Genomic DNA, 24,442 nt, shown 5'->3' with positions numbered 1-24,442 from the left:
CGATAGCTCCGCTATCGAGACGCTCCGGCGCCTTGCGATGCACCGCACCAGACGCCGCGGCCTATCCGACCCTGATCCGCCGGACAGGCCCTAGGCCGCCCGGTGAAAGAGCGCGGCGGCCTCGCCCCGGGACCCCACCCCGAGCTTGTTCAGGATGTTGGCGACGTGGAACTTCACGGTGGACTCGCTGATGTGCAGCGCGGCCGCGATCTGCCGGTTGCGGTGACCGAGGGCGAGATGGGTGAGGACCTCCAGTTCACGTTCGCCGAGCCCGGTGAGCGGGTCGACGGCGGCGACGGGCGCGTCGGGGGTGGCGAGCGGCAGGGTCGCCGTGAAGGTCGTGCCCCAGCCGGGGACGGCGTCGAACTCGAGCTGCCCGCCGAGCACGTCGAGCCGGTCGGTGACGCTTCCGGCGCCCGCCGGGCAGGCGCCCAGGGCGCCGGGCCCGTCGTCCCGCAGGGTGGCCCGCAGCTCGTGCTCGGTGACCTGCCAGCCGACGTGGACCCGGCCGACCGCCTCCTGTTCGAGGACGGCGAGCAGCAGCGCGCGCACGATGGCCCGCGCACCGTGGGCGACATCGGCGGGCAGGGTGCGGGAGGTGGCGGGGGGCCCGAGTTCGAGCCGTACGGGACTGTGCCGGAGCATCGTGCGCAGCCCGTCCGCGAGCCGCTCGAACGCTTCGAGGGCGGGCTCCTCGGCGACGGACCGGTCCCGCTCCGCCTCTGCCCGCATCTGGATCAGCGCGTTGACGGCGAGGTCGGTGGCGGTGGCCCGGGCGGCCGCGTCGTCGAGGGTGCGGCTGCGGAGCACGGCGAGGATCCCGGAGAGCGCCGAGGAGTGCGTGGTGGTCAGCTCGGCGATGACCCGCGCCCGGGTGTCGGCGGCGGCCCGCGACCGGGCGAGGGCACCGGGCATGGCTTCGATGGCGAACCGGTCGAAGTGACTGGTGACAAGATCCCAGAGAGCCTGAGCGACGCCAAGCGTCTCATCGGACACAACCCCACCCTCGTCCCGTACGAGGACAAGAACGGACCGCCGGGCGGTCGCGTCGCTGGTGACGGCGACGATCTCGCGCTCGGCGCCGCCGACGACGGCAGGCCCCTGCCAGGGCCGGCCGGGGGTGCCGGAGGCGAGGAGCGGGGTGAGTTCGGCGGCGGTCGGCAGCCCGTGCGCGGGCTCGCCGACGCTCTTGTACGGGGAATGGGCGCAGTGCGTGGCGAGTTCGGCGGCGGCGCGGTGCGGGATGAGCGGGCCGAGGGCGGCGGAGAGCCGGGGCAGGATCTGACCGAGCGGCTGCCGGATGACCTCGTACGCGGTGGTGAGCGTGATCGCGTCCATAGGGGGAGCTTAGGCCTGTCCTTTCGACCAGGCAGCCCTACCCGAACGACGGGCGGAGAACGGGGAAATGGAGGACAAGCTGGCCTCATCGACGAACGAGAGTCTACGGAGGCCGAGATGGAAGCGATCGTGTACGAGGAGTTCGGGGGCCCGGAGGTCCTGCGCCACGAGTCGGGCGTCGCGGTGCCCGAGCCGGGGGAGGGCGAGGTCCGTGTGAAGGTGGCGGCGGTGGGCGTCAACCCCGTGGACTACAAGCGCCGTTACGGCTGGGTGGAGGAGTTCTACCCGACGACGTTCCCGGCGATCCCGGGCCTGGAGTTCGCGGGCACGGTGGATGCGCTGGGCCCGGGGGTGTCGGGGGTGCGGGTCGGCGACGAGGTCCTGGGCTGGACGAAGACGGGCGCGTACGCCGAGTACGCGCTGTCGGACCTGTACGTCCCGAAGCCGGCGGAACTCTCCTGGGAGCAGGCCGCGAGCCTCCCCGTGGCGGGCGAGACGGCGGCGCGGGTGCTGCGCCTGCTGGAGGTGCGGGAGGGCGAGACCCTGCTGCTGCACGGAGCGGCGGGCGCGGTCGGCTCGGCGGCGGTCCAACTGGCGGTCGCGGCAGGCGTGACGGTGATCGGCACGGCGTCGGAGCGGAACCACGCGTACCTGAAGTCCCTGGGCGCGATCCCGGTGACGTACGGCGAGGGCCTCGCGACCCGCGTCCGCACGGCGGCCCCCGCCGGCATCGACGCGGTCTTCGACGCGGCGGGCCACGACACGCTGCCGGTCTCGATCGACCTGATGGCGGGCGAGAAGACCCGCATCATCACGATCGCGTCCCCGGACGCGCACACCCACGGCATCGTCTTCTCGGGCACGCTCGGCACTCCGGAACAGGTCCGCGAGGACCTCACCACCCAGGCGAACCTGACGGCAACCGGCGCCCTGACGATCCGCGTGGCGGAGACCTTCCCCCTGAAGGAGGCGCCCCGAGCCCAGGAACTGAGCGAATCCGCCCGAGCGCAAGGCAAGTTGATCCTGCTCCCGTAACCGAGCCCCGCCGGCGCCGTGCGGACCGAGGGGCCAAGCCCTGGTCGGCGGGCTCCAGGTCGTGCGGGCCGGGGTGTCGCCCAGGCCGATCTCCAGCAGTTCCGAGTAGTACGCGACGGAGTCCGAGTCGCTGCCGACCGTGCCCAGGGCGTCTGCCAGGGCCTCCAACGTCGCCGTCATGTCCCGATCGCGGCGATGGGCCATGACGGAGAAGGCCGCCATGGCCAGGTTCCGGTTCACCTCGCCCGGGTCGGTGATCACCGGGACGTTGTCCGGGCCGAGGACGAGGGGGCGGGTGGTGAGGGAGTGCCAGTGGTCGACGCCGGTGTTGAAGGGGCCGGCGGCCCATCGGGCCGTGCGCCGGTCCGGGCAGACGACGAGAAGGAGCGCCGGCATCTCGTACTTCTCCCTGAGGTACGCGAGGTAGTACGCCCAACTCGGCCCCTTGTCCGGGTCCCGCCGCCCCTGTAGCTCGATCGCGAGGAGGAAGGGCGTCCCCTCGGACGGGGTGACGCGCAAGACGCTGTCGACCTGGCGCTCCAGTGGCCGTAACGCGGTCATGTCCGGCGTCAGCGCCTCGATCGACGCCTTGGGCGCCAGCCGCACACCGAGGATCTGGAAGACCGGCGCCAGCAGCTCCGGCCGGTCCTCGAAGATCCGATGAGAGGCCTCATGCGATGAAGTGACCATGCGGGGAACGTAGGGGGCGCAGAGTCGGCTGGCATATGCCAATGACTCATGACCACTGGAACGAGTGGTGTGCGTGCCCCGATGTTGACCCCCGGACCCCAGGACGGGGCGGTGACCCGGCTCCGACCCTGGTCACCGCCCCGTCCACCCACCTTCGCCGCTCAGCGCGTCGCGCGCCACGCGGGGAGGGCGGAGGCGGCCGCCGCGACCAAGGCGCAGGTGCCCGCCGCCCCGCCCACGGCGGCCCACGGCACGGCGAGCGCGACCGGGGCCGAGAGGGCCGCGAGCGCGGCGCCCTGGACGGCCAGGCAGGCCGCCGTCACCGCGAGGCCCAGCGCCGCACCGATCGCCACCGCGAGCGCCGACTCGCCCGTCACGACCCGCAGGATCTGGGCGCGGGTGGCGCCGGCGAGACGGAGTGCGGCCAGTTCCGCGCCGCGTACCGACGTCGCCATGAGGAGCGTGTTGGCGAGGGCGATCACCGTGTAGACGAGGGCGATGCCGAGGACCAGGAGCAGCCCGAGCCGGGTCTCCGGGCTGGAGGCCGGGTGCGTGGCGGCGGCCCAGGCATCCACGCTCCGCACGGTCCCACCGGCAGCGGCCAGGGCCTCGGCATTCACGCCGCGAACCGTCCCGCCCGCGCCCGCCCCCGCGTCCACCCCTCGTACGGTCCCACCAGCCCCCGCCAAAGCCGCTCCCGACTCCACACCCCCCGCATCGATCCGGTCCACCACCGCCCCCGGCGCGTTCGCTCGCGTCACGTAAGGCCCGTTGTCACCCGTCCCGAGCGCGAGGACCGCCGCCACCCGCAGCCTTACCGGTCCGCTCCCGTCCGCGCGCCACACCTCCACCACGTCACCGACCCCCCTCCGCTCGAACTCCTCGTTCACGACGATCGACCGGTCGTCCAGGTCGGCCACGTCCCCCGCCACCACCGGCAGCCGCGCCAGTTCCGCGAAGGCGGCCGGGTCGGAGACCGCCCGGGCCCCGTACTTCACCAGCGCCTCCGCCCCGTCCCGTACGAAGACGGAGGTCGCGCCCGTCGCCGACGTACCCGGCACCGGCCGCAGGTCGTCCCCCGTCACCACCCACTCCGCCCGCGTCTGCTCCCGCGCCTCCGCCGCCTTCGCGCTCGTGACCGTCGTCGACGCACCAAGCAGCGAGCCGGCGAGCGCGACCGTCACGAGGACCGGCGCGGCGACCGCGGCGGTACGGCGGACGGCCGCCGCGCTGTTCTCCCGTACGAGCATCCCCGTCGCCCCCGGCAGCCGTACCGCCCGCGCGACCGGCCTGACCAGTGCTGGGGCCAGCAGGGCCACGCCCGCGATCAGCAGCATCGGCACCGTCGTGTACGTCTTCCGCTTCAGCAGCTCCGACGGCTCGGTGACACCCGTCCACACCAGCAGCCCCGCGCCCGTCACCAGCAGCCCCGTGCCGAGCAGCGCCCGGCCGAGCGGCAGCACGTCCGCGTCGACGTCCGCCTCCCGCAGCGCGTCCGCGGGACCGACCCTCCCCGCCCGCCGCGAGGCGGCGAAGGCCCCGGTGAGGGCGACGGTCACGCCCGTCCAGAACGCGACGTGGAAGGGCCACGCGGCGCCGCCGATCGCGAACCACTCGGGCGCGAGGCCCCCCTCCACGAGCACCCGCGCCAGCCACGGCGCCGCCCACGCGCCCAGCGCGCACCCGGCGGCCGAGGCGAGCACCCCGACACCGGCGGCCTCCGCGAGCAGCATCCGCCGTACCTGACCGGGCGTCGCGCCCGCCGTCCGCAGGAGCCCGAACTCCCGCCGCCGCAGGGCGACCGCGAACGCGAACGTGGACGCGACGACGAAGACGGACACGAAGGTGGTGACGCCCCCGGCCGTGCCGAGGAGGGCGTTGACGGCGACGAGCGCCTCGGCGTCCCGCTCCGGTTCCGGGTCGGCGAGCCGCCGCTCGTTCCCGGTGAGCACCCGGGCCCGTTCCCCGACGAGCGTACGGACCTCGGCGGCGGGGCCGTGGACGCCGACGGCGTCGGGGCCACCGGCGGTGGTGACGGTCCAGCGAGCCTTCAGTTCGGCAAGCAGTTCGATATCCACAGGCTGTGGACGGTCGAGCTTCTTCGATACGGTGGCGGTGCCCGGACCCCGCCGTACCTCTACGGTGACAGCGTCCCGCCCCTTCACGACCACCGGCGCCGCCGCGAACCGCTGCGGGGCACGCTCGGGCGCGTCGAAGGTGGCGGACAGGCCGAGGCTCATGGTCGCGAGCAGCCCGACGCCGAGGGCGAGGGCGACGAAACTCCCGAGGAAGGCGGCCCAACGGGCCCGAAGCCCGGAGAGAACGACGGTCAGCACGGAAGAACCTCCGCCCCGTCCCGGGCCACCCCGGAGCCGGCCACACCAAGGGCGGCAGCCGTCTCCAACCCGGCCATCCGCCCCGCGACCCTTTCCACCGTGGGCCCGTACAGCTCCCCCTCCACCCGCCCGTCGACCAGGAACACCACCCGGTCCGCGCGCGCCGCCGCCACCGGGTCGTGGGTGACCATGACGATCGTCTGGCCGTCCCGGTCCACCAGCTCCCGCAGCATCGTCAGGATCTCGCGGCTGGTGGTCGAGTCCAGGGCCCCGGTCGGCTCGTCGCCGAAGAGCACCGCGGGCCGGGTGATCAACGCCCGGGCGATCGCGACCCGTTGCTGCTGCCCACCGGACAGCTCCCCGGGCCGGTGCCGCTCCCGCCCGCCCAGCCCGACCCGCTCCAGCGCCGCCCGCACCTCGCTCCGCGACACCCGCCGCCCCGCGAGCCGCAGCGGCAGGGCCACGTTCTGGGCGGCCGTCAGGGAGGGCAGCAGGTTGAACGACTGGAAGACGAAGCCGATCCGGTCCCGCCGCAACAGCGTCAGGCGCCGTTCGCTCAGCCCCGCCAACCCGACCCCGCCCACCTCGACCGTCCCGCCCGTGGGCCGGTCGAGCCCCGCCGCGCACTGCAGCAGCGTGGACTTGCCGGAGCCGGAGGGCCCCATGACGGCGGTGAAGGTCCCGGTACGGAAGTCCAGATCGACGCCGTCCAGGGCGCGGACGTCACGGTGGTGGCGGCGAAGCCCGATCAACCGAACGGCGATGTCGTGGCGAGTTGAGGTCATGCCTCAAGCGAACCCTGGCCTCACCCTCCGATCACGACCACTGAAGGGCGTCTCCAAGGTATGCCTGGCCCTACCCCCTCACCCCCTACCCCCGTCGTACCGCCGCCACGAACACCTCCAGCGCGTCCAGCGGCTCCCGCCCCAGCAGCCCCCGCAGGTCGCTCTTGACCCCCGTACCGTCCATGAAGCCGTGCGCGATGGCCGAGTACGTGCCCGTCAGCATCGGCACCTGGAAGTCCACGGCCCCGGAGGCCGCGAGCGCCGTACGCGCCTCGGCGAGCGTCCCGGGTGCGTACGTGGCGCCGAGCGCACGCGCCAGGTCCGCCCCGCCGAGCGGCCGTTCGCCGACGAGCTCGTAGGTGCGGCCGGCGTGCGCGGCCGGGTCGGTGGCGACGCGGACCGCGATCTCGGCGAGGTCCTCGCGCGCCACGGCGGCGAGCCGGCCGTCCCCGAGGGGGCCGGTGATGCGGTGGTCGGCGTCGGGCGTCGCGATCCAGGTGAGGAACTCGGCGTACAGCCCGTTGCGCAGCACCGTCCACGCCACGCTCGACCGCTGGAGCCGCCGCTCGGTCCAGCGGTGGGCGAGGGAGTAGGTGAGGTGGTCGCCGTCGCCGGAGAGGCTGGTGTAGACGATGTGCCGGACCCCGGCCGCCTCGGCGGCGGAAATCGCGGCCTCGTGCCGGGCGATCACGAGGTCGTCCTCGCCGTACCCGGCCGAGATCAGCAGCAGGGTGTCCACCCCGGCGAAGGCCTCCGGCAGGGTCGCGGGCGCGTCGAAGTCGACGGGCCGGGTGCCGGGCAGCCCGGCGCGGGTGCCGAGGACGACGTCCTGCCGCCCGGCGAGGCGCTCCGCGACGAGCGAGCCGAGTCCGCCGGAGACACCGGTGACGAGCAGCATGATTCCCCCTGGTTTCGTGGTTCTGGCCGTTGAGGACCATCCTGGAGGCGACGGCGCGGATCTTGTAAGGAGGCACATTCATGTACGAGGGGCACACCGAGGTAACCACCGAGGTCACCGGGGCGGAGGCCGCCGGCCCCCCGGTGAGCTGTGCGGAGGAGTGCGGCGTACGGGATGTCCAGGACCGCCTCGGCGACAAGTGGACCGTGCACGTGGTCGTCGAACTGGCGGCGGGCGCACGGCGCTTCAAGGAGCTGCAACGCCTGGTCACCGGGATCTCGCAGCGGATGCTGACCCTCACCCTGCGCCGCCTGGAGCGGGACGGCCTGGTGACGCGGACGGTGTACCCGACGACGCCGCCGCAGGTGGAGTACGAGCTGACGGCGACCGGGCACAGCATGACGCACCTGATCAAGCAGCTGATCGACTGGTCGCTCGACCACCGCGCGGTGATCGGCCGGGCGCGCGAGGCATGGGACGCGAAGCAGACGTGAGGCAGACGTGAGTACGAAGACGACGGTGGACAGGGCCCTGGAGACGGCTCTGTACACGGACGAGGACACGCCCCTGGACACGGCGGCGTCGCTGCTTGCGGCGGACCGCTCGGCGGACGCGGAACTGGCGCTCCGGGGCGAGGAGTTCGTACGAAGGGCATGGGAGCGGGGCTGGCAGCCGGCGGATCTCGTACGCCTGGTGAAGCGGGACCTGGCGGAGGAACACGTACGCCTCGCGGGCTCCTTGATCGTGGCGGAGACGGCCGGCTACGCACACCTGCCGCACCGCTGGGCCTCCCAACTGGCAGACCTGGACACGGAGCCCGCCCGTGGCGGCTCGGACCGCTTCTCGTCGGCGACGACGGCCCTCGAGCTGTACCGCCTGCTGGTACGGCTGCCGTCCCTGGAACCGGTGGGCCCGGTGCCGGGCGACGCGCTTCCGGCGCCGACGGCGGGGGAGCCGCGGATGCTGACGCGGGTACGGGCGCTGCTGGCGAAGGCGGAGGCGACGGGGTACCCGGAGGAGGCGGAGGCGCTGACCGCCAAGGCCCAGGAACTGATGGCCCGCCACAGCCTGGACGAGGCGGCGCTCGCCTCGCGTACGCCCTCCGGGGATGTGCCGGGGGCGATACGGATCGGGGTGGAGCCGCCGTACGAGCAGGCGAAGGCGATCCTGCTGGACGCGGTGGCGACGGCGAACCACTGCCGGGCGGTGTGGAACGAGCCGTACGGCTTCTCGACGGTGGTCGGCTTCGAGGCGGACCTGGATCCGGTGGAGCTGCTGTACACCTCGCTCCTGGTGCAGGGGACGGCGGCGATGACGCGTGCGGAGGCGGAGCAGCGGGCGGGCGGCCGGAAGCGTACGAAGTCCTTCCGGCAGTCGTTCCTGCTGGCGTACGCGAACCGCCTGGGCACCCGCCTCGCGGCGACCGCGCGCCGGGTGACGGCGGAGGAGCCGACGCTGCTTCCGGCGCTGCGCAGCCGCGAGGCCGCGGTCACGTCCCACACGGACGAGATGTTCCCGCAGACGCGGACGACCCGGGTCCGGGCGATGTGGGACGAGGCGGGCTGGACCCACGGCACGACGGCGGCGAACGCGGCGGGCCTGGGGCGGGGGCGGGGGGAGGTCGAAGGCGGGTAGGGGGTCAGGCGGCGCGGCAGAGCGCGGCGGGCTGGACGGCGGCGCGGGTGAGGGTGGCCGTCCGGGCGGTCCCGGACCGCTTCCGCGCGAAGACGACGAGCCGCAGCACGGCGAACCGCGCGACACCGGCGAGCGCGGAGGCGGACAGATAGACGACCTGCTCAAGCACCGCACTGGGCGCGGCCACCAGCTGCTGCAGGACGAACATCGCCACGCAGGTCACCGCATACGCGGCCACCGCGGACCCGGCCGACTGCACGTGCTGACGCCGGGTCGCCCGCCGACCGGCCCCGAACGTGAACCGCGCGTGCAGCTCGGTCGAGAGCACCGTGGAGACGACGGCGACGAGCGCGTTCGCCAGGGCCCAGGGCACCCAGGAGGCGAGCGCGGCCACCCCAAAACTGGAAGCGACCCCGACGCCACCCCCACAGAGCACGAACCGCACGAAGGCAACAACCGCACCGGGCGAGGCGACCTGCCGACTGCTCTGCGCTGTCTCCATGATCCGACCCCTTAGGTGCCTCAGCGTTTGCTTCACCGTGTGGCGCCATAGTGGCACATTGATGGCGCCATGGCGAGCCATTGGCGTGAGTCGATGGGATGGCGCCCCGGTGCGGGGGAGGGTCGTTCGCAGGGGGAGGGGGGCGGATGCCTCCGCTGAACAGCCAACTTATTGCCCACGGAGGGAGTGGCGCCTCCGGTGCCAAGCGTGGCACCAGTCGACCTGGGCGATGGTGTCGCCGCTGCACCACACGCCCCCAGGGCGGACCCGCACGACCCGCAACGTCCCAACCCCGCGCCCCAGGCCGAGCGCCCCGCCCGGCCCCGCCCCCTCCGGGCGCGCGCCCCGCCACAAGGCCCCACCCGCCAGCGGCGCCGGCCCTACCGGCCCCCGGCGGGCGCGACCCTGCGCCGCCCAGGCGTCCGGCCCCACCACCCGACCGGGCGCGCCCCCGCACCACCCCACCAGGCCCCTCCGGCGGCACCCCGACAAGGCCCCACCCACCGGCGGTGCCCCGCCCTTCCCGGCCGTGCCCGCCCCGGCGGCGCCCACCTCCCGCCCCGCCGGCGCGCTCCTCCAGCGGTACCCCGCCGCAAGGTCCCACCCGCCGGTGGCGCCCCCTCCCGGTGCGGTCCGTCCCGCCCCTCCCGGCCGTGGCCGTCGTACCGGCCCCGGGTAGGGCCCCCGACCCGCCTCCCCACCCCCCACGCCCCCGGCAGGGTTTCGGGAAGGGGCGGGGTGGGGGAATAGCCCCCTTTGTACCGCTGCGCGGCTAGGCTCCCGCCATGAGCTGGCTCCGGGCCCTGAAAGCGACCGCCCGTTCCGGGCTCACCGTCGAGCGGCGCCGGCTCGAACCGCTCGTCGCCGCCCGCGCAGCCCTCGGCCTCGCCCTCGTCGTCGGCGTGACGCTCGCGCTCTTCGGGCCGGGAGCCGCCATCAGCTCCGCGTTCGGCGCCTTCCAGGCCGCCATCGCCACGTTCCAGCGGTCCTGGCGCCCCCGCCCCACCCTCGCCCTCGCCTCCGGCGCCAGCCTCGCGGTCTCGACCTTCCTCGGCTACGTCACCGGTGCCGGCACCCACCCCGGCCCCTTCCTCGTGCTGCTCGCGGTCTGGACGTTCCTGTCCGGCCTCGCCTGGGCCGCCGGCCCGACGATCGGCATCATCGCCTCCTCCAACGTCGCGATGATGCTGGTCACCGTCACCTTGCCCACCTCCGTCGCCGCGGCCGCCGGCCACGCCGCGATGATCGCCGTCGGCGGCGTCGTCCAGGCGGCCCTCGTCGTCCTGCTCCCCGTCCGCCGCTGGGGGGCACAGCGCGACGCCCTCGCCGACGCCCTCGCCGCCGAGGCGGACTACGCCCGGCGGCTCCGCCAGGACCCGGTCGCCCCCTTCGACCCCGTCCCCCTCATGACCGCCCGCAGCGCCGCCGCCGTCACGCCCCGCCAGGCCCGTACCCGCCCCGCCGAACTCCATGGCGCCCGGGGCCTCGCCGAGCGGATCCGCCCCGTGCTCGCCTCCCTCGCCGACCCCGCGGTCGGCGCCCCCGCCGAGGGCCCGCAACGCGACCGCGTCCGCGAACTCCTCGCCGCGGCCGCCTCCGTCCTGGACGCCGCCGCCCACGCGATCCGGCACGGTGAGCCCGTCGACCTCCCGCCCGGCGCCGTCGCCGCCCTCCGTACCCCCGACACCGGCGCCATCCTCGGCGGACCACCCCGCCGCGCGGCCGTGCGCCTGGCCGCCCTCCTCGACGACGTCGTCGAGACCGCCGAACCCCACACAGAAACCAGCAGAGAAGCCGGCACACAAACCCCCACAGGCGCCCCCACCCAACCCCCCACCGCACCCCCCACCCCCACCCCCACCCCCGGCCCCCGTGCCCGCCCCACCCTCCTCCGCCTCGTCCCCGTCGTCGCCGCCCGCATGCGCGCCGAACTCCGCCCCGGCTCCCCGGTCTTCCGGCATGCCGTCCGCGTCACCGCCGTCACCACCGCCGGGTACGTCCTGGGCTCCGCCCTCCCCCTCGGCCACGGCTACTGGGCCCCGATGGCCTCCGTGATGGTCATGCGCCCCGACTTCTCGCAGACGTACTCCCGTTCCGTCGCCCGCTTCGGCGGCACCCTCGTCGGCGTCGCCCTCGCCACCGCCGTCGTCGAGGTCGCCGACCCCGGCGTGTACGCCTCCGCCGCGCTCGCCGTGGCCTGCGCCTTCGGGATGTACCTGCTGATGCGCACCGGGTACGCCGTGAGCCAGGTGTGCGTCGCCGCGTACGTCGTCTTCCTGCTCGGCATGGGCGGTTCGGCCTGGACGCAGACCGTGTACGAGCGGGTGGTCCTCACCCTCCTCGGCGGCGTCCTCGCGATGCTCGCGTACGCCGTCTACCCCGCCTGGGAGACGCCCCGGCTGCGCGGCCGCCTCGCCGACTGGCTGGTGACCGACGGCCGTTACGCCGCCTCCGTCGTCGCCCACTACGCCAACCCGGCCGGCCACTTCTGCGCCGACGTGCGCGAGGCGCTGCTCGACACCCGGGCCACCCGGATCGCCTGGCAGGAGGCGCTGGACCGGGCGACCCACGAACCCGTGCGCCACCGCGGCCTGTCACGGGCCGCGGCGGACGACGCGGGGCACGCCCTGGCCCAGTTCAGCCGGGTCGCGATGCTGATGGAGGCGCACCTGCCGGAACGCGGCACCCCGCCCGTCCCGGCCGCCGCGACCCTCGCGGAGGAGCTGCGCCGGTCGACGGAGCGGGGCGGGAAGGCGGTGCGGGAGCGCAAGGTGCCGGAGTGGGACGAGCTCCGCGAGACGGTCGCGAACCTCGGCCCGCTGATGGAGGACCCCCTGCTGCGCAAGGGCGCGGGTCTGCTTCTGGACGCCTTGGACGACCTGTCGGAGTCACTCGCCCCACCCCGAGAAGGATCGTGACCACCCGTCTCTCTCCCCCCGCTACCAACTGGCCTTCCGCACCCCCGGCAAGAACCCCGCATGAGCCTGCTCCCGCAGCCGCACCCGGGAGATCCCGAACTTCCTCAGGTGCCCCCGAGGCCGCCCGTCCACCGCGTCCCGGTTGCGGACGCGCGTCGCGCTCGCGTCGCGCGGCTGGCGGCGCAACTCCCGTACCGCCGCCTCCCGTACCGCCGCCTCCCGTACCCCCGACTCCCGTTCGGCCTCCGGGGTGGACGGCCGCCGGATGATCTCCTTCAGCTCGGCCCGTCGCGCGGCGTACCGCTCCACCACGCCCCGCCGCCGCTCGTTGCGCGCGATCTTGCTTTTCTTCGCCATCAGACCCGCACCCCCCGCGCCCGGATCCGGGCCACGGCGGCCTCGACGCCGATCGTGTCGACGGTCTTGATCGCGCGGGCGCTCAGCGTCAGCCGGACGTACCGGCCCTCGCTCGGCAGCCAGTAGCGCTTCTTCTGGATGTTCGGGTCGAACCGTCGTGACGTGCGGCGGTGCGAGTGCGAGATGCGGTTGCCGAAGCCGGGCTGTGCGCCGGTCAGCTGGCAGTGGGCGGACAAGGGTGACCTACCTCTCGGACGAGGAACGGAAGATTCTTGGAAATGGGAACCATTTTCATTTACTCTACACACCATGGCCCGCAACGAACTCCGCCCGATCATCAAGCTCCGGTCCACCGCCGGTACCGGCTTCACCTACGTCACCCGCAAGAACCGCCGCAACGACCCCGACCGCCTCACCCTGCGCAAGTACGACCCCGTCGCGGGCCGGCACGTCGACTTCCGAGAGGAGCGCTGACCCCCATGCGCCACGACATCCACCCCCCGTACGGTCCGGTCGTCTTCCGTGACAAGGCCGGCGACTTCGCCTTCCTCACCCGCTCCACGTTCACGTCCGACAGGACCGTGGTGTGGGAGGACGGCCACACCTACCCCGTCGTCGACGTCGAGATCTCCTCGGCGAGCCACCCCTTCTACACCGGCACCGCACGCGTCCTCGACACCGCCGGCCGCGTGGAGCGCTTCGAGCAGCGGTACGGAAGGCGCGGGGCGACGCTCTGATGTCTCTCTCCGTCGCCCTCGTCGGCGGGCTCCACTCCGAGGCCCGCCGCACCACCGTGGACCGGCTCCTCGCCGCCGTCCCCGGCAGCGTCGCGCTCCACCACGACCTGGCGACCGCCCCGGAGACCGGGACGGTCGCCCGTACGGTCCGCGACGCCACCGGCGTCCTGTCCACCGGCGAGACCCCGCTCGTCAACGACTGCGCCTGCTGCGCCCTGCGCGAGGACCTCGTCCCCGAACTGCGGCGGCTCGCCGACTCCGGGCTCACCCGGCTCGCGGTCGTCGATCTCTGGGACTCCGTCGAGCCCAGGGCGATGGCCGAGGTCGTGGTCGCCGCCGGGCTCCGGCTGACGTCCGTGATCACCGCCGTCGACCCGGCGCTGGTCCTGCCCTGCCTCGGCAACGGCGACGACCTCGCCGACGTCGGGCTCGCGGCCGCCGCCACCGACCGGCGGACCGTGGCCGACACCTGGGCGCGCCAACTGGAGTACGCACCCGTCCTGGCCGTCGTCGAGGACCCGGAGGGCGACCCGGCCGCCGACGACGCGGACCGCGCCCTCCTCGCGCAACTCCACCCCACCGCCCGCCAGATCCCCGTCACCTCCGCCGCCACGCCCTGTACCGAGCTGGCCGCGGCCGCCCTCGCGGGCTTCGACGTCGAGGCCGCCGCGGCGGCGCAGCACCCGGCCTGCGCGCTGCTGCCCCAGGACGCGGACGACAGCGGGGTGACCACCTTCGTCTGGCACCACACCAGGCCCTTCCACCCCGAGCGGCTGTACGCGGCCCTGGAGGAGCTGACCTGCGCCGCCGCCCGCAGCCGCGGCCGGTTCTGGCTCGCCGACAAACCCGACGTCCTGCTCCACTGGGACGCCGCCGGCGGCGCGCTCTGCGTCGAGAGCGTCGGCCCCTGGCTGGTCTCCCTGCCCGACGCCGCCTGGGAGATGATCCCGCCCGTGCGCCGGGCCGCCGCCGCCATGGACTGGCACCCCGAACACGGCGACCGCTGCCAGCACCTGGTCTTCACCTCGCCCGGCCTGGACCGCGAGGGTCTCGCCGAGGTCCTCGACTCCTGCCTGCTCACCGATGCCGAGTACGCCGCCGGGCGCGAGGCCTGGAAGCAGCTCCCGCCCGCCTTCGACTCCCTCCTGGAGGTCTGACCGTGTCCCCCAAGTCCCCCCGGAACCTCGCCAATCCCGGCAAGTCCGCCAAGTCCGCGAGGTCCGCCAAGTCGTCCACGCCTCGACCGAACCCTTTGGACCGTGACGGCGTCTCATACATCGACTACAAGGACACCGACCTTCTGCGGAAGTTCATCTCCGACCGGGGGAAGATCCGAAGCCGGAGGGTGACGCGAGTGAGCGCGCAACAGCAGCGCCGGATCGCCCGGGCCGTCAAGAACGCCCGCGAGATGGCACTCTTGCCTTACTCGTCGGTAGCTCGCTGACGCCAAGCCCCGCGCGCGGGGCCGCATGGACGGGGTCGCACGGAGTCGCGTAGTCGCTACGCCACCCCCCGTGCACGTGCATCTGCTCATGCATTGGCATATGAACACAGCTATGATCCGAGGAAGTTGACACCTGCACCAATCATCTTCGGGGAGCTACCAGTGCATCATGCGCACGCGCATCACGCGTACAACGGCATGGCGGCCACGGAGCTCCAGGGTGTCGTGTGGCAGAAGAGCCGGCACAGCAACTCCCAGGGTTCCTGCGTGGAGTTCGCCAAACTGCCGGGCGGGAACGTCGCCGTGCGCAACTCGCGCCACCCGGACGGGCCCGCGCTGGTCTACACGCCCGCCGAGATAGAGGCGATGCTCCTGGGCGTCAAGGACGGGGAGTTCGACCACCTCGTGTGACGCGTACGCCGAGGCCCGTCCGCCCGGACCCGTACGTACAACAGGAGAAGGGCCCCGGCATCCCCGCCGGGGCCCTTCTTCGTACACCTACGCGCGTCACTCGGGGCCGAGCCGGAACAGCGCCCAGACCACCTTGCCGTGCAGCGTCCCGGCCAGCGGGTGCCAGCCCCAGCTGTCGCTGAACGAATCGACCAGGAAGAGCCCGCGTCCCGACTCCGCCGCGAAGTCCTCGTCCCGCGAGCGCGTCTCGGGGCTCTTGTGGCTCGGGTCGCGCACCGCGCATACCAGGCGGCTCGTCCACCGCATCAGATGGAGCCGGACGGGGGGAGTGTTCCGGTCCTCGTCCTGCGTCGCGTCCGACGGGAGAGCGTGCCGCAGCGCGTTGGTGACGAGTTCGGAGACGACCAGGGCGACGTCGTCGAAGCGTTCGGTGAGATCCCACTGCGCGAGCGTGGCCCGGGTGAACTTCCGTGCGCCGCGCACCGCTTCGTACGCGGGCGGCAGGGCGCAGGAGGCCGAGCTGGAGACCGTGGCGGGATCGATCGGCGGAAGCCCCTGCCGTAACGGCTCGAGCATGGTCGATCCATTCGTCCCCATGCGAGGCACTCCCGGGAATCGCGGCGAATCGCGGATGTGGTGCGGTTGCGCGGGGTCCATCGTTCCGAATGCGACCACTGGATGCAAGGGCAGATGCACGTGCACGCGCCGGACCTGTCCGGCCCCGTGCCGATTTTGTGCATATCTTCTGCGCATCGATTTCGTCTTGATCAGGAAGTCGCCCTGAAGTCGCCGTCTTTCCGTAATCGAATGTGTACGCGCTGAAGCGTTTAGTGGCAGAATCCGGGGCTCCGGGGGCCCGAGACCGCGAAGGAGAGGCTGGAGCCGTGACCGCAGTCGAATCGAGCGGAGCGAGCGGAAGCGTCGTACGGCGCATCCTGCTGGGTTCGCAGCTGAGGCGGTTGCGCGAATCGCGCGGCATCACCCGCGAGGCGGCCGGCTACTCGATCCGTGCGTCCGAATCCAAGATCAGCCGTATGGAGTTGGGCAGGGTGAGCTTCAAGGCAAGGGATGTCGAGGACCTGCTCACGCTCTACGGGGTCAGCGACGAGTCCGAGCGCGGTTCGCTCCTCGGCCTCGCCCGCGAGGCCAACGTGGCGGGCTGGTGGCACAGCTTCGGCGACGTGCTGCCCGGCTGGTTCCAGACGTACATCGGCCTGGAGGGCGCCGCCTCGCTCATCCGGATCTACGAAGTCCAGTTCGTGCACGGCCTGTTGCAGACCGAGTCGTACGCGCACGCCGTCGTCACCCGCGGCATGCCCGACGCCCCGCGCGCCGAGATCGACCGCCGCGTCGCGCTCCGCCTGGAGCGCCAGAAGGTCCTCGTCTCCGAGCGCGCCCCGCACTTCCACGCCGTCCTCGACGAGGCGGCGCTGCGCCGCCCGTACGGCGACCGGGCCGTGATGCAGGGCCAGTTGAGGCATCTGATCGAGATCTCCGAGCATCCGCACATCACGCTCCAGGTGATGCCCTTCAGCTACGGCGGGCACGCGGGCGAGAGCGGCGCCTTCACGATGCTGAGCTTCCCGGAGTCCGACCTCTCCGACGTCGTCTACCTGGAACAGCTGACCAGCGCGCTGTACCTCGACAAGCGCGAGGAGGTCGCCCAGTACGCGCGCGTGATGGAGCGGCTGGCCCAGGAGAGTCCCGATCCGGCCGAAAGCCGTGATCTTCTTCGAGGACTCCTTCAACTCACGTAGGACGTAAGTACGATGACGTGACATCAAGTCAGTGCAGCCATCACGGCCGTCCCGGCCGTCACGGTCGCCACAGCGTCCGCCACCGCGGGTTAAGGGGTCTCGCCTCATGTCCTACTTCACCGACCTGGCTCACCAGTACATAGACGGCGAGTGGAAGCCGGGCAGCGGCTCGTGGGACATCATCGACTTCAACCCGTACACCGGGGAGAAGCTCGCCTCGATCACGATCGCCACCGTCGACGAGGTCGACCGCGCCTACCGTGCGGCCGAGCGCGCCCAGCGCGAGTGGGCCGAGACCAACCCGTACACCCGCCGGCTCGTCTTCGAGCGCGCCCTGCGGATCGTCGAGGAGCGCGAGCAGGAGATCGGCGACACGATCGTCGCGGAGCTCGGCGGTACGCGCCTGAAGGCGGCGTTCGAGCTGCACCTCGCCAAGGAGTTCCTGCGCGAGGCGGTCCACCTGGCCCTGCGCCCCGAGGGCAGCATCCTGCCCTCGCCGGTCGACGGCAAGGAGAACCGCGTCTACCGCCTCCCGGTGGGCGTCGTCGGTGTCATCTCGCCCTTCAACTTCCCCTTCCTGCTCTCGCTCAAGTCCGTCGCGCCCGCGCTCGCGCTCGGCAACGCGGTCGTGCTCAAGCCGCACCAGAACACGCCGATCTGCGGCGGCACGCTCGTCGCGAAGGTCCTGGAGGACGCCGGTCTGCCGGCCGGTCTGCTGAACGTCGTCGTCACCGACATCGCCGAGATCGGCGACGCGCTCCTGACCCACCCGGTCCCGAAGGTCATCTCCTTCACCGGCTCCGACAAGGTCGGCCGCCACGTCGCCACCGTCTGCGCGCAGAACTTCAAGCACGCCGTCCTCGAACTCGGCGGCAACAGCGCGCTCATCGTCCTCGACGACGCCGACGTCGACTACGCCGTGGACGCGGCCGTCTTCAGCCGCTTCGTGCACCAGGGCCAGGTCTGCATGGCCGCCAACCGGATCCTGGTGGACCGCACGCTGGAGGCCGAGTTCACCGAGAAGTTCGTCGCCAAGGTGAAGACCCTGCGCGTCGGCGACCCCGCCGACCCCGCCACGCACATCGGCCCGCTCATCAACTCCCAGCAGGCCGAGTCCGTCTCGGCCGTCGTCGAGCAGGCCGTGGCCGCCGGCGCGACGGCGCTGCTGCACGGCTCGGCGGACGGCAACGTCGTCTCCCCGTCGGTCCTCGGCGGCCTCCGGGCCGACGCGCCCGTCCTCAGCCAGGAGATCTTCGGCCCGGTCGCCCTCCTCATCCCCTTCGACGGCGAGGACGAGGCGGTACGGATCGCCAACGACACCCCGTACGGCCTCAGCGGCGCCGTCCACACCGGTGACACCGAGCGGGGCGTACGGGTCGCCAAGCGCATCCACACCGGCATGATCCACATCAACGACGGCACCGTCCACGACGAGCCGATCGTGCCCTTCGGCGGCGAGAAGCACTCGGGCGTCGGCCGGCTGAACGGCGACGCGATGATCGAGGCGTTCACGACCCAGAAGTGGATCTCGATCCAGCACGGCCGGAGCCGCTTCCCGTTCTAGGTCTGTCCGGTCGGGTGTTGAGGACCGTAGCTGTCCGCAAGGCTCCATAACGTGGTGGGTGTCGGGAGAGGAGAACTCCCCGGCACCCACTCTCATTTTCGTGACAGGAAGGCGGACTGAACCATGGTTGCTCTTGTTCCCGCGGAGGCCCAGGGCGACGAGCGCGGAGCGTTCCTCAACTTCGTCGAGGCCCAGCGGGCCGCGATCCGCCGCGCCGCCCTCGGCCTCACCGAGGAGCAGGCGGCGAGCCGCCCCAGCGCGAGCGCGCTCAGCCTCTCCGGGCTGATCAAGCACGTCGCCGAGGTGGAGCTGGTCTGGCTGCGGCTCGCCCAGCAGCGCCCGAACGAGAAGCAGCGCTCCCAGGAGACCTGGGGCGACGCGTTCCGGCTCCTGGAGGGCGAGAGCATCCCCGAGGTGCTGGCCTTCTGGGCGGGCGTGACGAAGGAGACCGAGGAGTTCGTACGCTCCGTCCCGAGCCTGGACGAGACCTTCCCGCTGCCGCCGGCGCCCTGGTTCCCGAAGGACGGCCGGGTCTCGATCCGCTGGATGCTGCTCCACCTGGTCCAGGAGATGGGGCGGCACGCCGGGCACGCGGACATCGTCCGGGAGTCCCTGGACGGCAAGGACTCCTTCACGCTGATCGCGGAGGAGCAGGGCGAGGGGCAGGGCACGGGCGCGTAAGGCGTGCAAGGGCAGCGACCCGTACCCTAGTCAAAATTGACTAGGAGGTGCGAAGGTGTCAGCGATCCGGCTGCTTGTCCTCGGCGCGGTGCGCCAGCACGGGCGGGCCCACGGCTACCAGGTCCGCAACGACCTGGAGTTCTGGGGCGCGCACGAGTGGTCCAACGCCAAGCCCGGCTCGATCTATCACGCGCTGAAGCAGATGGCCAAGCAGGGCCTGTTGCGCGCGTACGAGATCGCGCCGAGCACGGCCGGCGGCCCGCCGCGCACCGAGTACGAGGTGACGGACGAGGGCACGGCGGAGTACTTCACGCTGCTGCGCGAGGCGCTGACCACGTACGACCAGAAGATGGACGTCCTGTCCGCGGGGATCGGCTTCATCGTCGACCTCCCCAGGACGGAGGCGGTGGAGCTGCTGCGGCAGCGGGTGCGGGCGCTCGACGAGTGGCGCGAGGCCGTCACCGAGTACTACACCCCGGAGGGCGGCCCGCAGCAGCTCGGGCACATCGGCGAGATCATGCACCTCTGGATCCACTCGGCCGACGCGGGCAAGGAGTGGACGCTCGGCCTCATCGAGCGGATCGAGGCGGGCGCGTACACCTTCGCGGGCGAGGGTGACCCGTTCGTGGGGGTGCTCGCCGAGGGCGAGGAGAACCCGTTCGCGACGGGCGAGCCCGATCCGGGGGATTCCCTCTAATCAAGTTTGACTAATCGAACCGCCGGGGCGTACCTTCGGTGGAGTGGTCAAGTTTGACTACTGAGCTGGGCTGGGAGGCTGGAATGACTGACGCGATCGTCGTCGAAGGCGCGCGGAAACGGTACGGCGACAAGCAGGCGCTCGACGGCCTCGACCTGCGCGTGGGGCGCGGCACGGTGCACGGCCTGCTGGGCCCCAACGGCGCGGGCAAGACCACGGTGGTACGGATCCTGGCCACCCTGCTGCGGGCCGACGAGGGCCTCGTGCGGGTGGCTGGCTTCGACGTCCGGAGCCAGGCGGCCGAGGTGCGGCGCCGGATGGGGCTCCTCGGGCAGCACGCTGCCGTCGACGAGGAGCTGAGCGGCCGGCAGAACCTGGAGATGTTCGGCCGGCTCTACCACCTGGGCGCCCGCCGGGCGGGCGCGCGGGCCGACGAGCTCCTCGAGCGGTTCGGGCTCACGGACACCGGGCGCAAGCCCGTCAAGCAGTACAGCGGCGGCATGCGGCGGCGCCTCGACCTCGCCGCCTCGCTGATCACCGAGCCGGAGGTGCTCTTCCTGGACGAGCCCACGACCGGACTCGACCCCCGGGGCCGGGGTGAGGTGTGGGAGTCGGTGCGCTCGCTGGTGGGCGGCGGGACGACGGTCCTGCTCACCACGCAGTACCTGGAGGAGGCGGACCAGCTCGCCGACCGGATCTCGGTCGTCGACCGGGGCCGGGTCGTCGCCGACGGAACGGCCGACGAGCTGAAGACCACGGTGGGCGGCGACCGTATCGACGTCGTCCTGCGCGACGCCCGGCGGCTCGACGAGGCGGCGCGGCTGCTGCCCGTACCCGCCGCAGAGGTGAGCGTCGACGCGGACCGGCGGCGGGTCAGCGCGCCGGTGACCGACCGGATGGCGGCGCTCGCCGAGACCGTACGGGCCCTGGAGGCGGCCGGGATCGAGGCGGAGGACATCGCCCTGCGGCGGCCGACCCTCGACGAGGTCTTCCTCCACCTGACGGGCGACGAGAAGACGGTCGACGAGACGGCGGGCGAGGAGAAGGCGACGGAGGGCGTGGTGGCATGAGCGTGGCGTATGTGATGAGCGACTGCTGGACGATGACCCGCCGGGAGCTGGCCCACTGGGCACGGCAGCCGATCGTGATGGTGGTCGGGCTCGCCTTCCCGATCATGATGCTGCTGATGTTCGGCTATCTCGTCGGCGGTGGCCGGGGGATCGAGGGCGACTACGTCGACTTCCTCGTGCCCGGAATGCTGACGCTGACGATGGTCTTCGGCCTCGAAGGCACGATGACGGCCGTCACGCAGGACCTCAACAAGGGCGTGATCGACCGGTTCCGCTCGATGCCGATGGCCGACGGAGCGGTCCTGGTGGGGCGTTCGGTCGCCGACATGCTCCAGTCCGCGGCGGGGCTGCTGCTGATGGCCGGCGTCGGGTACGCGATCGGCTGGCGCGCGCACGGCGGCTTCGGGGCGTTCCTCGGGGCGATGGGGCTGCTGCTCCTGCTGCGGTTCGCGATGCTCTGGATCGGCATCCACCTGGCGATGGTCGCGGGGAAGCCGGAGTTGGTGATGGCCGTGCAGATCCTGGTCTGGCCGGTCGGCTTCCTCTCCAACGCCTTCGCCTCGCCCGAGTCCATGCCGGCGTGGCTGGGCACGGTCGTGGAGTGGAACCCGATGTCGGCGACGGCGACGGCGGTACGGGACCTCTTCGGCAACCCGGGCGGCGAACCGGGCCACGTGCTGGCCGCCGTGGTGTGGCCGCTCGTGCTGCTCGCGGTCTTCTTCCCGCTGGCGGTACGGAGGTTCAGGCGCTTGAGCGCGTAGGACGGGCGGTAGCGGCGCTTCCGGAACTCGTGGCGGGCGAATGGGAACCCGAAGCGGTCGAGCGGTGTACCCAAGGCAGACGGTTCACCGGGGGCCGTCTGCCTGAGGGACAGGGGGACGGGGGATGCGCAGGGTTCATCGGCTTCATGGAGTGGCGGGCGCCGTCGTGGCGCTGCTGATGGTGGCGGCGTGTACGGGGGAGGGGACGGACGACCCGCCCGGCAAGGGGAGTTCGACCAGCCTGCCCGGCAAGGGCGGTTCGGGCGGATCCGGCGCCGGGGCTCCGCCCCGCATACCGTCCGCCGAGGGGTTGCCCGGGTGGTCGCACAGCCCGGGGTTCGCGGTGGACGGGAGCGGGTTCGCGCTGCTCGCCGACTGCGTGGAGGACGCGGGCGCGCCGGAGAGCGGGTTCTGCCGCCAGCCCGTGGCCGTGCTCGACCGGGGCGCGAAGAGCTGGGTGCTGCGCCGGTCCCCGCTGCCCGAGGTCCCGTCGACGGACGGCATCTCGGCGGACCTGAAGGTCCTCGGTCCCGGCCGGGCCCTGATCGAGGAGGGCGGGGCGACACCGGAGACGCGGCGGACCTGGTTCACCCGGGACGGCGGGCGGACCTGGCGCCAGGGCGACGCGCGCACGAGCGGTACGGCCCCGGTGATCCCGGCCGGGGCCGTCCTCACCACCGACTGCGCCGAGCCCGCCGGGCCGCCGACCCGGGACGAGTGCGCGCGGGAGCGGCTGGTCGTGATCGACCCGGCTGACGGCCGGCGGCGGGCGCTCGCGCAGGGGCCGCCGCTCGGGGCACGGCCGAGGCCGGCCGAGGTGGCGGAGCCGGACGGCTCCTGGTGGGTCTCCGGCACCGACCCGCTCTCCGGCCGGGCGGCCGTCGCCGTCTCGCGGGACCAGGGCCGCAGCTGGTCGCTCAGCCGCTTGCCGAGCCCGACCGCCGAACCGGGGTGGTACACCTCGGTCGCGGTCGGCCCGGATGCCGTCTACGCGGCGGAGATGGGCGAGTTGAAGGGCGGGAACCCGGTCAAGAACCCGATGCGCGCCCTGCACCGTTCCCTGGACGGCGGCCGCACCTGGGAGCGGATGTGGACGACCGGGCCGGTCGACGAGCCGCGCACGCTCCAGGGTCTGCCCCTTCCCGGTCCGGCGGGCCGGGTCCTGATCACCGCCGAGGACCGGGAGTTCGTGAGCGTCGACGGCGGCCGGAGCTTCCGCCCCTCGGGCGAGGGCACGGGCTACACCCGCCGTACGCCGATCGGGATGCTCCGCTCCGGGTCCGCGTGCGCGTACGCGATATCCGCCGACGGCGAGCACGGGCAGAAGTTCGTCCTGGCCTGCGACGACCAGCGACTCTGACGGTGCCCCCCCGCGCCCCGTCGCTCAGTGGTGGAAGGCGGTGGCGGCCCCCGGGTCCTTCGGCGACGGGCCGGTCTGGCTCCGGAGTTCGGGCAGGAGGCGCCGCAGGTCCTCGATGAAAAGGTCGGCGAGGTCGGCGGAGAAGCCGTTGCGGCACACCACGCGCAGCACGGACAGGTCCTCCCGGTTGGCGGGGAAGGTGTACGCGGGGACGAGCCAGCCTTGCTCCCGCAGCCGACGCGAGACGTCGAAGACGTCGAAGCGGGTGACGTCGGGGGCGGTGGTGAACGCGAAGACGGGCAGCTGGTCGCCCTGGGTGAGGAGGCGGAAGTCGCCCATGGCCTCGATCCGTTCGGCGAGACCCCGGGCGACGTCACGGGTGGTCTGCTGGACCGCCCGGTAGCCGTCCCGGCCGAGCCGCAGGAACGTGTAGTACTGCGCGACGACCTGGGCGCCCGGCCGGGAGAAGTTCAGGGCGAAGGTCGGCATGTCGCCGCCCAGGTAGTTGACCCGGAAGACGAGGTCCTCGGGGAGTTCGGCGGGCGAGCGCCACAGCGCCCAGCCGACGCCCGGATAGACCAGGCCGTACTTGTGACCGGAGGTGTTGATCGAGGAGACCCGCGGCAGCCGGAAGTCCCAGACGAGCTCCTCGTCCACGAAGGGGGCGATCATCGCGCCGGACGCGCCGTCGACATGGACGGGGATGTCGAGGCCGGTCCGTTCCTGGAGGGCGTCGAGCGCGGCGCAGATCTCCTGGACCGGTTCGTAGGAGCCGTCGAAGGTCGAGCCGAGCACGGCGACCACGCCGATGGTGTTCTCGTCGCAGAGCGCGGCGGCCGACTCCGCGTCCATGTGGAAGCGGTCGCCCTCCATGGGGACGAGCCGGGCCTCGACCTCCCAGAAGTTGCAGAACTTCTCCCAGCAGACCTGGACGTTGACGCCCATGATCAGGTTGGGCCGGGCGCTGCCCGGGTAGCGGTCGGCGTTCCGCTTGGCCCAGCGGCGCTTGAGGGCCATGCCGGCGAGCATGCACGCCTCGCTGGAGCCGGTCGTGGAGCAGCCGACGGTGGCCGTGGGGTCCGGCGCGTTCCACAGCTGGGCGAGCATGGCGACGCAGCGCCGCTCCAGCTCGGCGGTGCGCGGGTACTCGTCCTTGTCGATCATGTTCTTGTCGCGGCACTCGGCCATCAGCACACCGGCCTGGGGCTCCATCCAGGTGGTCACGAAGGTGGCGAGGTTCAGCCGGGAGTTCCCGTCGAGCATCAGCTCGTCGTGGACGAGCTGATAGGCGCTCATGGGCGGCAGCGGCCCGTCGGGGAGCCGGTGCCGGGGCGGCGCCTCGGTCATGCCGCCGACCGGGTTGGCCTCTCCGAAGAACGGGTTGAGGGCGAGGTGCCGGTCCGGCTCGGACCCGGGCTTACCGGGGCCCTTGTGCAGCGCCATGGGGACTCCTTAGGGGGAAGGCC

General features: G+C 72.8%; 26 protein-coding genes. 17 read left to right on the top strand and 9 right to left on the bottom strand.

From position 1 onward, the window contains the following. Nucleotides 1-90 precede the first annotated feature (90 nt). The gene (locus tag AB0F56_RS31460) at nt 91-1,338 is read right to left on the bottom strand and encodes a LuxR C-terminal-related transcriptional regulator (protein WP_362015846.1); all 1,248 of its coding nucleotides are present in this window, start codon (nt 1,336-1,338) and stop codon (nt 91-93) included. Nucleotides 1,339-1,455: 117 nt separating this feature from the next. Here AB0F56_RS31460 and AB0F56_RS31455 point away from each other — a divergent pair, with 117 nt between their 5' ends. Then, nucleotides 1,456-2,373 (top strand): NADP-dependent oxidoreductase, encoded by a 918-nt coding sequence (locus AB0F56_RS31455; protein ID WP_362015843.1) that lies wholly within the window; start codon nt 1,456-1,458, stop codon nt 2,371-2,373. Nucleotides 2,374-2,881: 508 nt separating this feature from the next. Then, nucleotides 2,882-3,037 carry a hypothetical protein gene (locus AB0F56_RS31450; RefSeq protein ID WP_362015840.1) on the top strand — a complete coding sequence of 52 codons (156 nt, stop codon included), beginning with the start codon at nt 2,882-2,884 and terminating at the stop codon, nt 3,035-3,037. A gap of 187 nt (nt 3,038-3,224) precedes the next feature. Here AB0F56_RS31450 and AB0F56_RS31445 read toward each other — a convergent pair whose 3' ends face one another. The 3 genes from AB0F56_RS31445 to AB0F56_RS31435 all read right to left on the bottom strand — a co-directional run bounded on the left by AB0F56_RS31445 (nt 3,225) and on the right by AB0F56_RS31435 (nt 7,082). Next, complete coding sequence (locus AB0F56_RS31445; protein WP_362015837.1) at nt 3,225-5,399, bottom strand: FtsX-like permease family protein; 2,175 nt, start codon at nt 5,397-5,399, stop codon at nt 3,225-3,227. Beyond that, on the bottom strand, nt 5,393-6,184 hold the full coding sequence (locus AB0F56_RS31440; protein WP_362015834.1) for an ABC transporter ATP-binding protein: 792 nt from the start codon (nt 6,182-6,184) through the stop codon (nt 5,393-5,395). The genes AB0F56_RS31445 and AB0F56_RS31440 overlap by 7 nt, the downstream gene beginning before the upstream one ends. 85 nt (nt 6,185-6,269) lie before the next feature. Beyond that, nucleotides 6,270-7,082, bottom strand: a complete 813-nt coding sequence (locus AB0F56_RS31435; RefSeq protein ID WP_362015831.1) for an NAD(P)H-binding protein — start codon at nt 7,080-7,082, stop codon at nt 6,270-6,272. Between the two features lie 80 nt (nt 7,083-7,162). Here AB0F56_RS31435 and AB0F56_RS31430 point away from each other — a divergent pair, with 80 nt between their 5' ends. Both AB0F56_RS31430 and AB0F56_RS31425 read left to right on the top strand, forming a co-directional pair. Beyond that, entirely contained in the window at nt 7,163-7,576 is a 414-nt protein-coding gene (locus tag AB0F56_RS31430; protein ID WP_362015828.1) for a helix-turn-helix domain-containing protein, read from the top strand. A gap of 7 nt (nt 7,577-7,583) precedes the next feature. Further along, nucleotides 7,584-8,717, top strand: coding sequence for a DUF2786 domain-containing protein (locus tag AB0F56_RS31425; RefSeq protein ID WP_362015825.1), 1,134 nt, complete (start codon nt 7,584-7,586; stop codon nt 8,715-8,717). Between the two features lie 4 nt (nt 8,718-8,721). On the opposite strand, the gene AB0F56_RS31420 is transcribed toward AB0F56_RS31425, so the two are convergent. Next, a complete protein-coding gene (locus tag AB0F56_RS31420) occupies nt 8,722-9,219 on the bottom strand; it encodes a GtrA family protein (protein WP_362015822.1) in 498 nt (165 codons plus the stop codon). A 785-nt stretch (nt 9,220-10,004) separates the two neighbouring features. Between AB0F56_RS31420 and AB0F56_RS31415 the strand changes: the two genes are divergently transcribed. Further along, nucleotides 10,005-12,137 (top strand): FUSC family protein, encoded by a 2,133-nt coding sequence (locus AB0F56_RS31415; RefSeq protein WP_362015819.1) that lies wholly within the window; start codon nt 10,005-10,007, stop codon nt 12,135-12,137. A gap of 21 nt (nt 12,138-12,158) precedes the next feature. Here the strand turns inward: AB0F56_RS31415 and rpsN are convergent, their stop codons facing one another. After that, nucleotides 12,159-12,494: a 30S ribosomal protein S14 gene (gene rpsN / locus AB0F56_RS31410; RefSeq protein ID WP_362015816.1), complete on the bottom strand. Its 336-nt coding sequence runs from the start codon at nt 12,492-12,494 to the stop codon at nt 12,159-12,161. Beyond that, entirely contained in the window at nt 12,494-12,730 is a 237-nt protein-coding gene (rpmB, locus tag AB0F56_RS31405; protein WP_362015814.1) for a 50S ribosomal protein L28, read from the bottom strand. Before rpmB ends, rpsN begins: the two co-directional genes overlap by 1 nt. Nucleotides 12,731-12,803: 73 nt before the next feature. Here rpmB and rpmG point away from each other — a divergent pair, with 73 nt between their 5' ends. The 5 genes from rpmG to AB0F56_RS31380 all read left to right on the top strand — a co-directional run bounded on the left by rpmG (nt 12,804) and on the right by AB0F56_RS31380 (nt 15,086). Continuing rightward, a complete protein-coding gene (gene rpmG, locus AB0F56_RS31400; protein WP_362015811.1) occupies nt 12,804-12,968 on the top strand; it encodes a 50S ribosomal protein L33 in 165 nt (54 codons plus the stop codon). A 5-nt stretch (nt 12,969-12,973) separates the two neighbouring features. Continuing rightward, the gene (locus AB0F56_RS31395; RefSeq protein WP_362015808.1) at nt 12,974-13,231 is read left to right on the top strand and encodes a type B 50S ribosomal protein L31; all 258 of its coding nucleotides are present in this window, start codon (nt 12,974-12,976) and stop codon (nt 13,229-13,231) included. Continuing rightward, entirely contained in the window at nt 13,231-14,388 is a 1,158-nt protein-coding gene (locus tag AB0F56_RS31390; RefSeq protein WP_362015805.1) for a GTP-binding protein, read from the top strand. Before AB0F56_RS31395 ends, AB0F56_RS31390 begins: the two co-directional genes overlap by 1 nt. A 95-nt stretch (nt 14,389-14,483) precedes the next feature. After that, nucleotides 14,484-14,675 (top strand): 30S ribosomal protein S18, encoded by a 192-nt coding sequence (gene rpsR, locus AB0F56_RS31385; RefSeq protein ID WP_362015866.1) that lies wholly within the window; start codon nt 14,484-14,486, stop codon nt 14,673-14,675. Nucleotides 14,676-14,873: 198 nt separating this feature from the next. Beyond that, entirely contained in the window at nt 14,874-15,086 is a 213-nt protein-coding gene (locus AB0F56_RS31380) for a DUF397 domain-containing protein (protein WP_362015863.1), read from the top strand. A gap of 96 nt (nt 15,087-15,182) precedes the next feature. Here the strand turns inward: AB0F56_RS31380 and AB0F56_RS31375 are convergent, their stop codons facing one another. Next, on the bottom strand, nt 15,183-15,683 hold the full coding sequence (locus AB0F56_RS31375) for an ATP-binding protein (RefSeq protein ID WP_362015802.1): 501 nt from the start codon (nt 15,681-15,683) through the stop codon (nt 15,183-15,185). Nucleotides 15,684-15,970: 287 nt separating this feature from the next. Here AB0F56_RS31375 and AB0F56_RS31370 point away from each other — a divergent pair, with 287 nt between their 5' ends. The 7 genes from AB0F56_RS31370 to AB0F56_RS31340 all read left to right on the top strand — a co-directional run bounded on the left by AB0F56_RS31370 (nt 15,971) and on the right by AB0F56_RS31340 (nt 22,976). Next, nucleotides 15,971-16,843 (top strand): helix-turn-helix transcriptional regulator, encoded by an 873-nt coding sequence (locus AB0F56_RS31370; RefSeq protein WP_362015799.1) that lies wholly within the window; start codon nt 15,971-15,973, stop codon nt 16,841-16,843. 106 nt (nt 16,844-16,949) lie between these two features. Further along, complete coding sequence (locus AB0F56_RS31365) at nt 16,950-18,407, top strand: aldehyde dehydrogenase family protein (protein ID WP_362015796.1); 1,458 nt, start codon at nt 16,950-16,952, stop codon at nt 18,405-18,407. A 123-nt stretch (nt 18,408-18,530) separates the two neighbouring features. Beyond that, nucleotides 18,531-19,088 carry a DinB family protein gene (locus AB0F56_RS31360; protein ID WP_362015793.1) on the top strand — a complete coding sequence of 186 codons (558 nt, stop codon included), beginning with the start codon at nt 18,531-18,533 and terminating at the stop codon, nt 19,086-19,088. 55 nt (nt 19,089-19,143) lie between these two features. Continuing rightward, entirely contained in the window at nt 19,144-19,785 is a 642-nt protein-coding gene (locus tag AB0F56_RS31355) for a PadR family transcriptional regulator (RefSeq protein ID WP_362015791.1), read from the top strand. Nucleotides 19,786-19,868: 83 nt separating this feature from the next. Further along, complete coding sequence (locus AB0F56_RS31350) at nt 19,869-20,855, top strand: ATP-binding cassette domain-containing protein (protein WP_362015788.1); 987 nt, start codon at nt 19,869-19,871, stop codon at nt 20,853-20,855. Beyond that, nucleotides 20,852-21,616, top strand: a complete 765-nt coding sequence (locus AB0F56_RS31345) for an ABC transporter permease (RefSeq protein ID WP_362015785.1) — start codon at nt 20,852-20,854, stop codon at nt 21,614-21,616. Before AB0F56_RS31350 ends, AB0F56_RS31345 begins: the two co-directional genes overlap by 4 nt. A 151-nt stretch (nt 21,617-21,767) precedes the next feature. Next, entirely contained in the window at nt 21,768-22,976 is a 1,209-nt protein-coding gene (locus AB0F56_RS31340; protein WP_362015783.1) for a sialidase family protein, read from the top strand. Between the two features lie 24 nt (nt 22,977-23,000). Here the strand turns inward: AB0F56_RS31340 and AB0F56_RS31335 are convergent, their stop codons facing one another. Next, complete coding sequence (locus AB0F56_RS31335) at nt 23,001-24,419, bottom strand: glutamate decarboxylase (RefSeq protein ID WP_362015780.1); 1,419 nt, start codon at nt 24,417-24,419, stop codon at nt 23,001-23,003. Nucleotides 24,420-24,442: the final 23 nt, after the last annotated feature.

Source organism: Streptomyces sp. NPDC026092 (genome assembly GCF_040638605.1).
GTDB lineage: Bacteria > Actinomycetota > Actinomycetes > Streptomycetales > Streptomycetaceae > Streptomyces.
The sequence above is the reverse complement of the archived record's forward strand: the minus strand, read 5'-3'. Positions and strand labels throughout refer to the sequence as shown.

Bases quoted from the DNA above. Each gene is read 5' to 3' on its own strand.
- AB0F56_RS31460 (WP_362015846.1), bottom strand. From the start codon at position 1,338: ATGGACGCGATCACGCTCACCACCGCGTACGAGGTCATCCGGCAGCCG.
- AB0F56_RS31455 (WP_362015843.1), top strand. From the start codon at position 1,456: ATGGAAGCGATCGTGTACGAGGAGTTCGGGGGCCCGGAGGTCCTGCGC.
- AB0F56_RS31440 (WP_362015834.1), bottom strand. From the start codon at position 6,184: ATGACCTCAACTCGCCACGACATCGCCGTTCGGTTGATCGGGCTTCGC.
- AB0F56_RS31435 (WP_362015831.1), bottom strand. From the start codon at position 7,082: ATGCTGCTCGTCACCGGTGTCTCCGGCGGACTCGGCTCGCTCGTCGCG.
- AB0F56_RS31430 (WP_362015828.1), top strand. From the start codon at position 7,163: ATGTACGAGGGGCACACCGAGGTAACCACCGAGGTCACCGGGGCGGAG.
- AB0F56_RS31420 (WP_362015822.1), bottom strand. From the start codon at position 9,219: ATGGAGACAGCGCAGAGCAGTCGGCAGGTCGCCTCGCCCGGTGCGGTT.
- AB0F56_RS31415 (WP_362015819.1), top strand. From the start codon at position 10,005: ATGAGCTGGCTCCGGGCCCTGAAAGCGACCGCCCGTTCCGGGCTCACC.
- rpsN (WP_362015816.1), bottom strand. From the start codon at position 12,494: ATGGCGAAGAAAAGCAAGATCGCGCGCAACGAGCGGCGGCGGGGCGTG.
- rpmG (WP_362015811.1), top strand. From the start codon at position 12,804: ATGGCCCGCAACGAACTCCGCCCGATCATCAAGCTCCGGTCCACCGCC.
- AB0F56_RS31395 (WP_362015808.1), top strand. From the start codon at position 12,974: ATGCGCCACGACATCCACCCCCCGTACGGTCCGGTCGTCTTCCGTGAC.
- AB0F56_RS31390 (WP_362015805.1), top strand. From the start codon at position 13,231: ATGTCTCTCTCCGTCGCCCTCGTCGGCGGGCTCCACTCCGAGGCCCGC.
- AB0F56_RS31380 (WP_362015863.1), top strand. From the start codon at position 14,874: ATGGCGGCCACGGAGCTCCAGGGTGTCGTGTGGCAGAAGAGCCGGCAC.
- AB0F56_RS31375 (WP_362015802.1), bottom strand. From the start codon at position 15,683: ATGGGGACGAATGGATCGACCATGCTCGAGCCGTTACGGCAGGGGCTT.
- AB0F56_RS31365 (WP_362015796.1), top strand. From the start codon at position 16,950: ATGTCCTACTTCACCGACCTGGCTCACCAGTACATAGACGGCGAGTGG.
- AB0F56_RS31360 (WP_362015793.1), top strand. From the start codon at position 18,531: ATGGTTGCTCTTGTTCCCGCGGAGGCCCAGGGCGACGAGCGCGGAGCG.
- AB0F56_RS31350 (WP_362015788.1), top strand. From the start codon at position 19,869: ATGACTGACGCGATCGTCGTCGAAGGCGCGCGGAAACGGTACGGCGAC.
- AB0F56_RS31345 (WP_362015785.1), top strand. From the start codon at position 20,852: ATGAGCGTGGCGTATGTGATGAGCGACTGCTGGACGATGACCCGCCGG.
- AB0F56_RS31335 (WP_362015780.1), bottom strand. From the start codon at position 24,419: ATGGCGCTGCACAAGGGCCCCGGTAAGCCCGGGTCCGAGCCGGACCGG.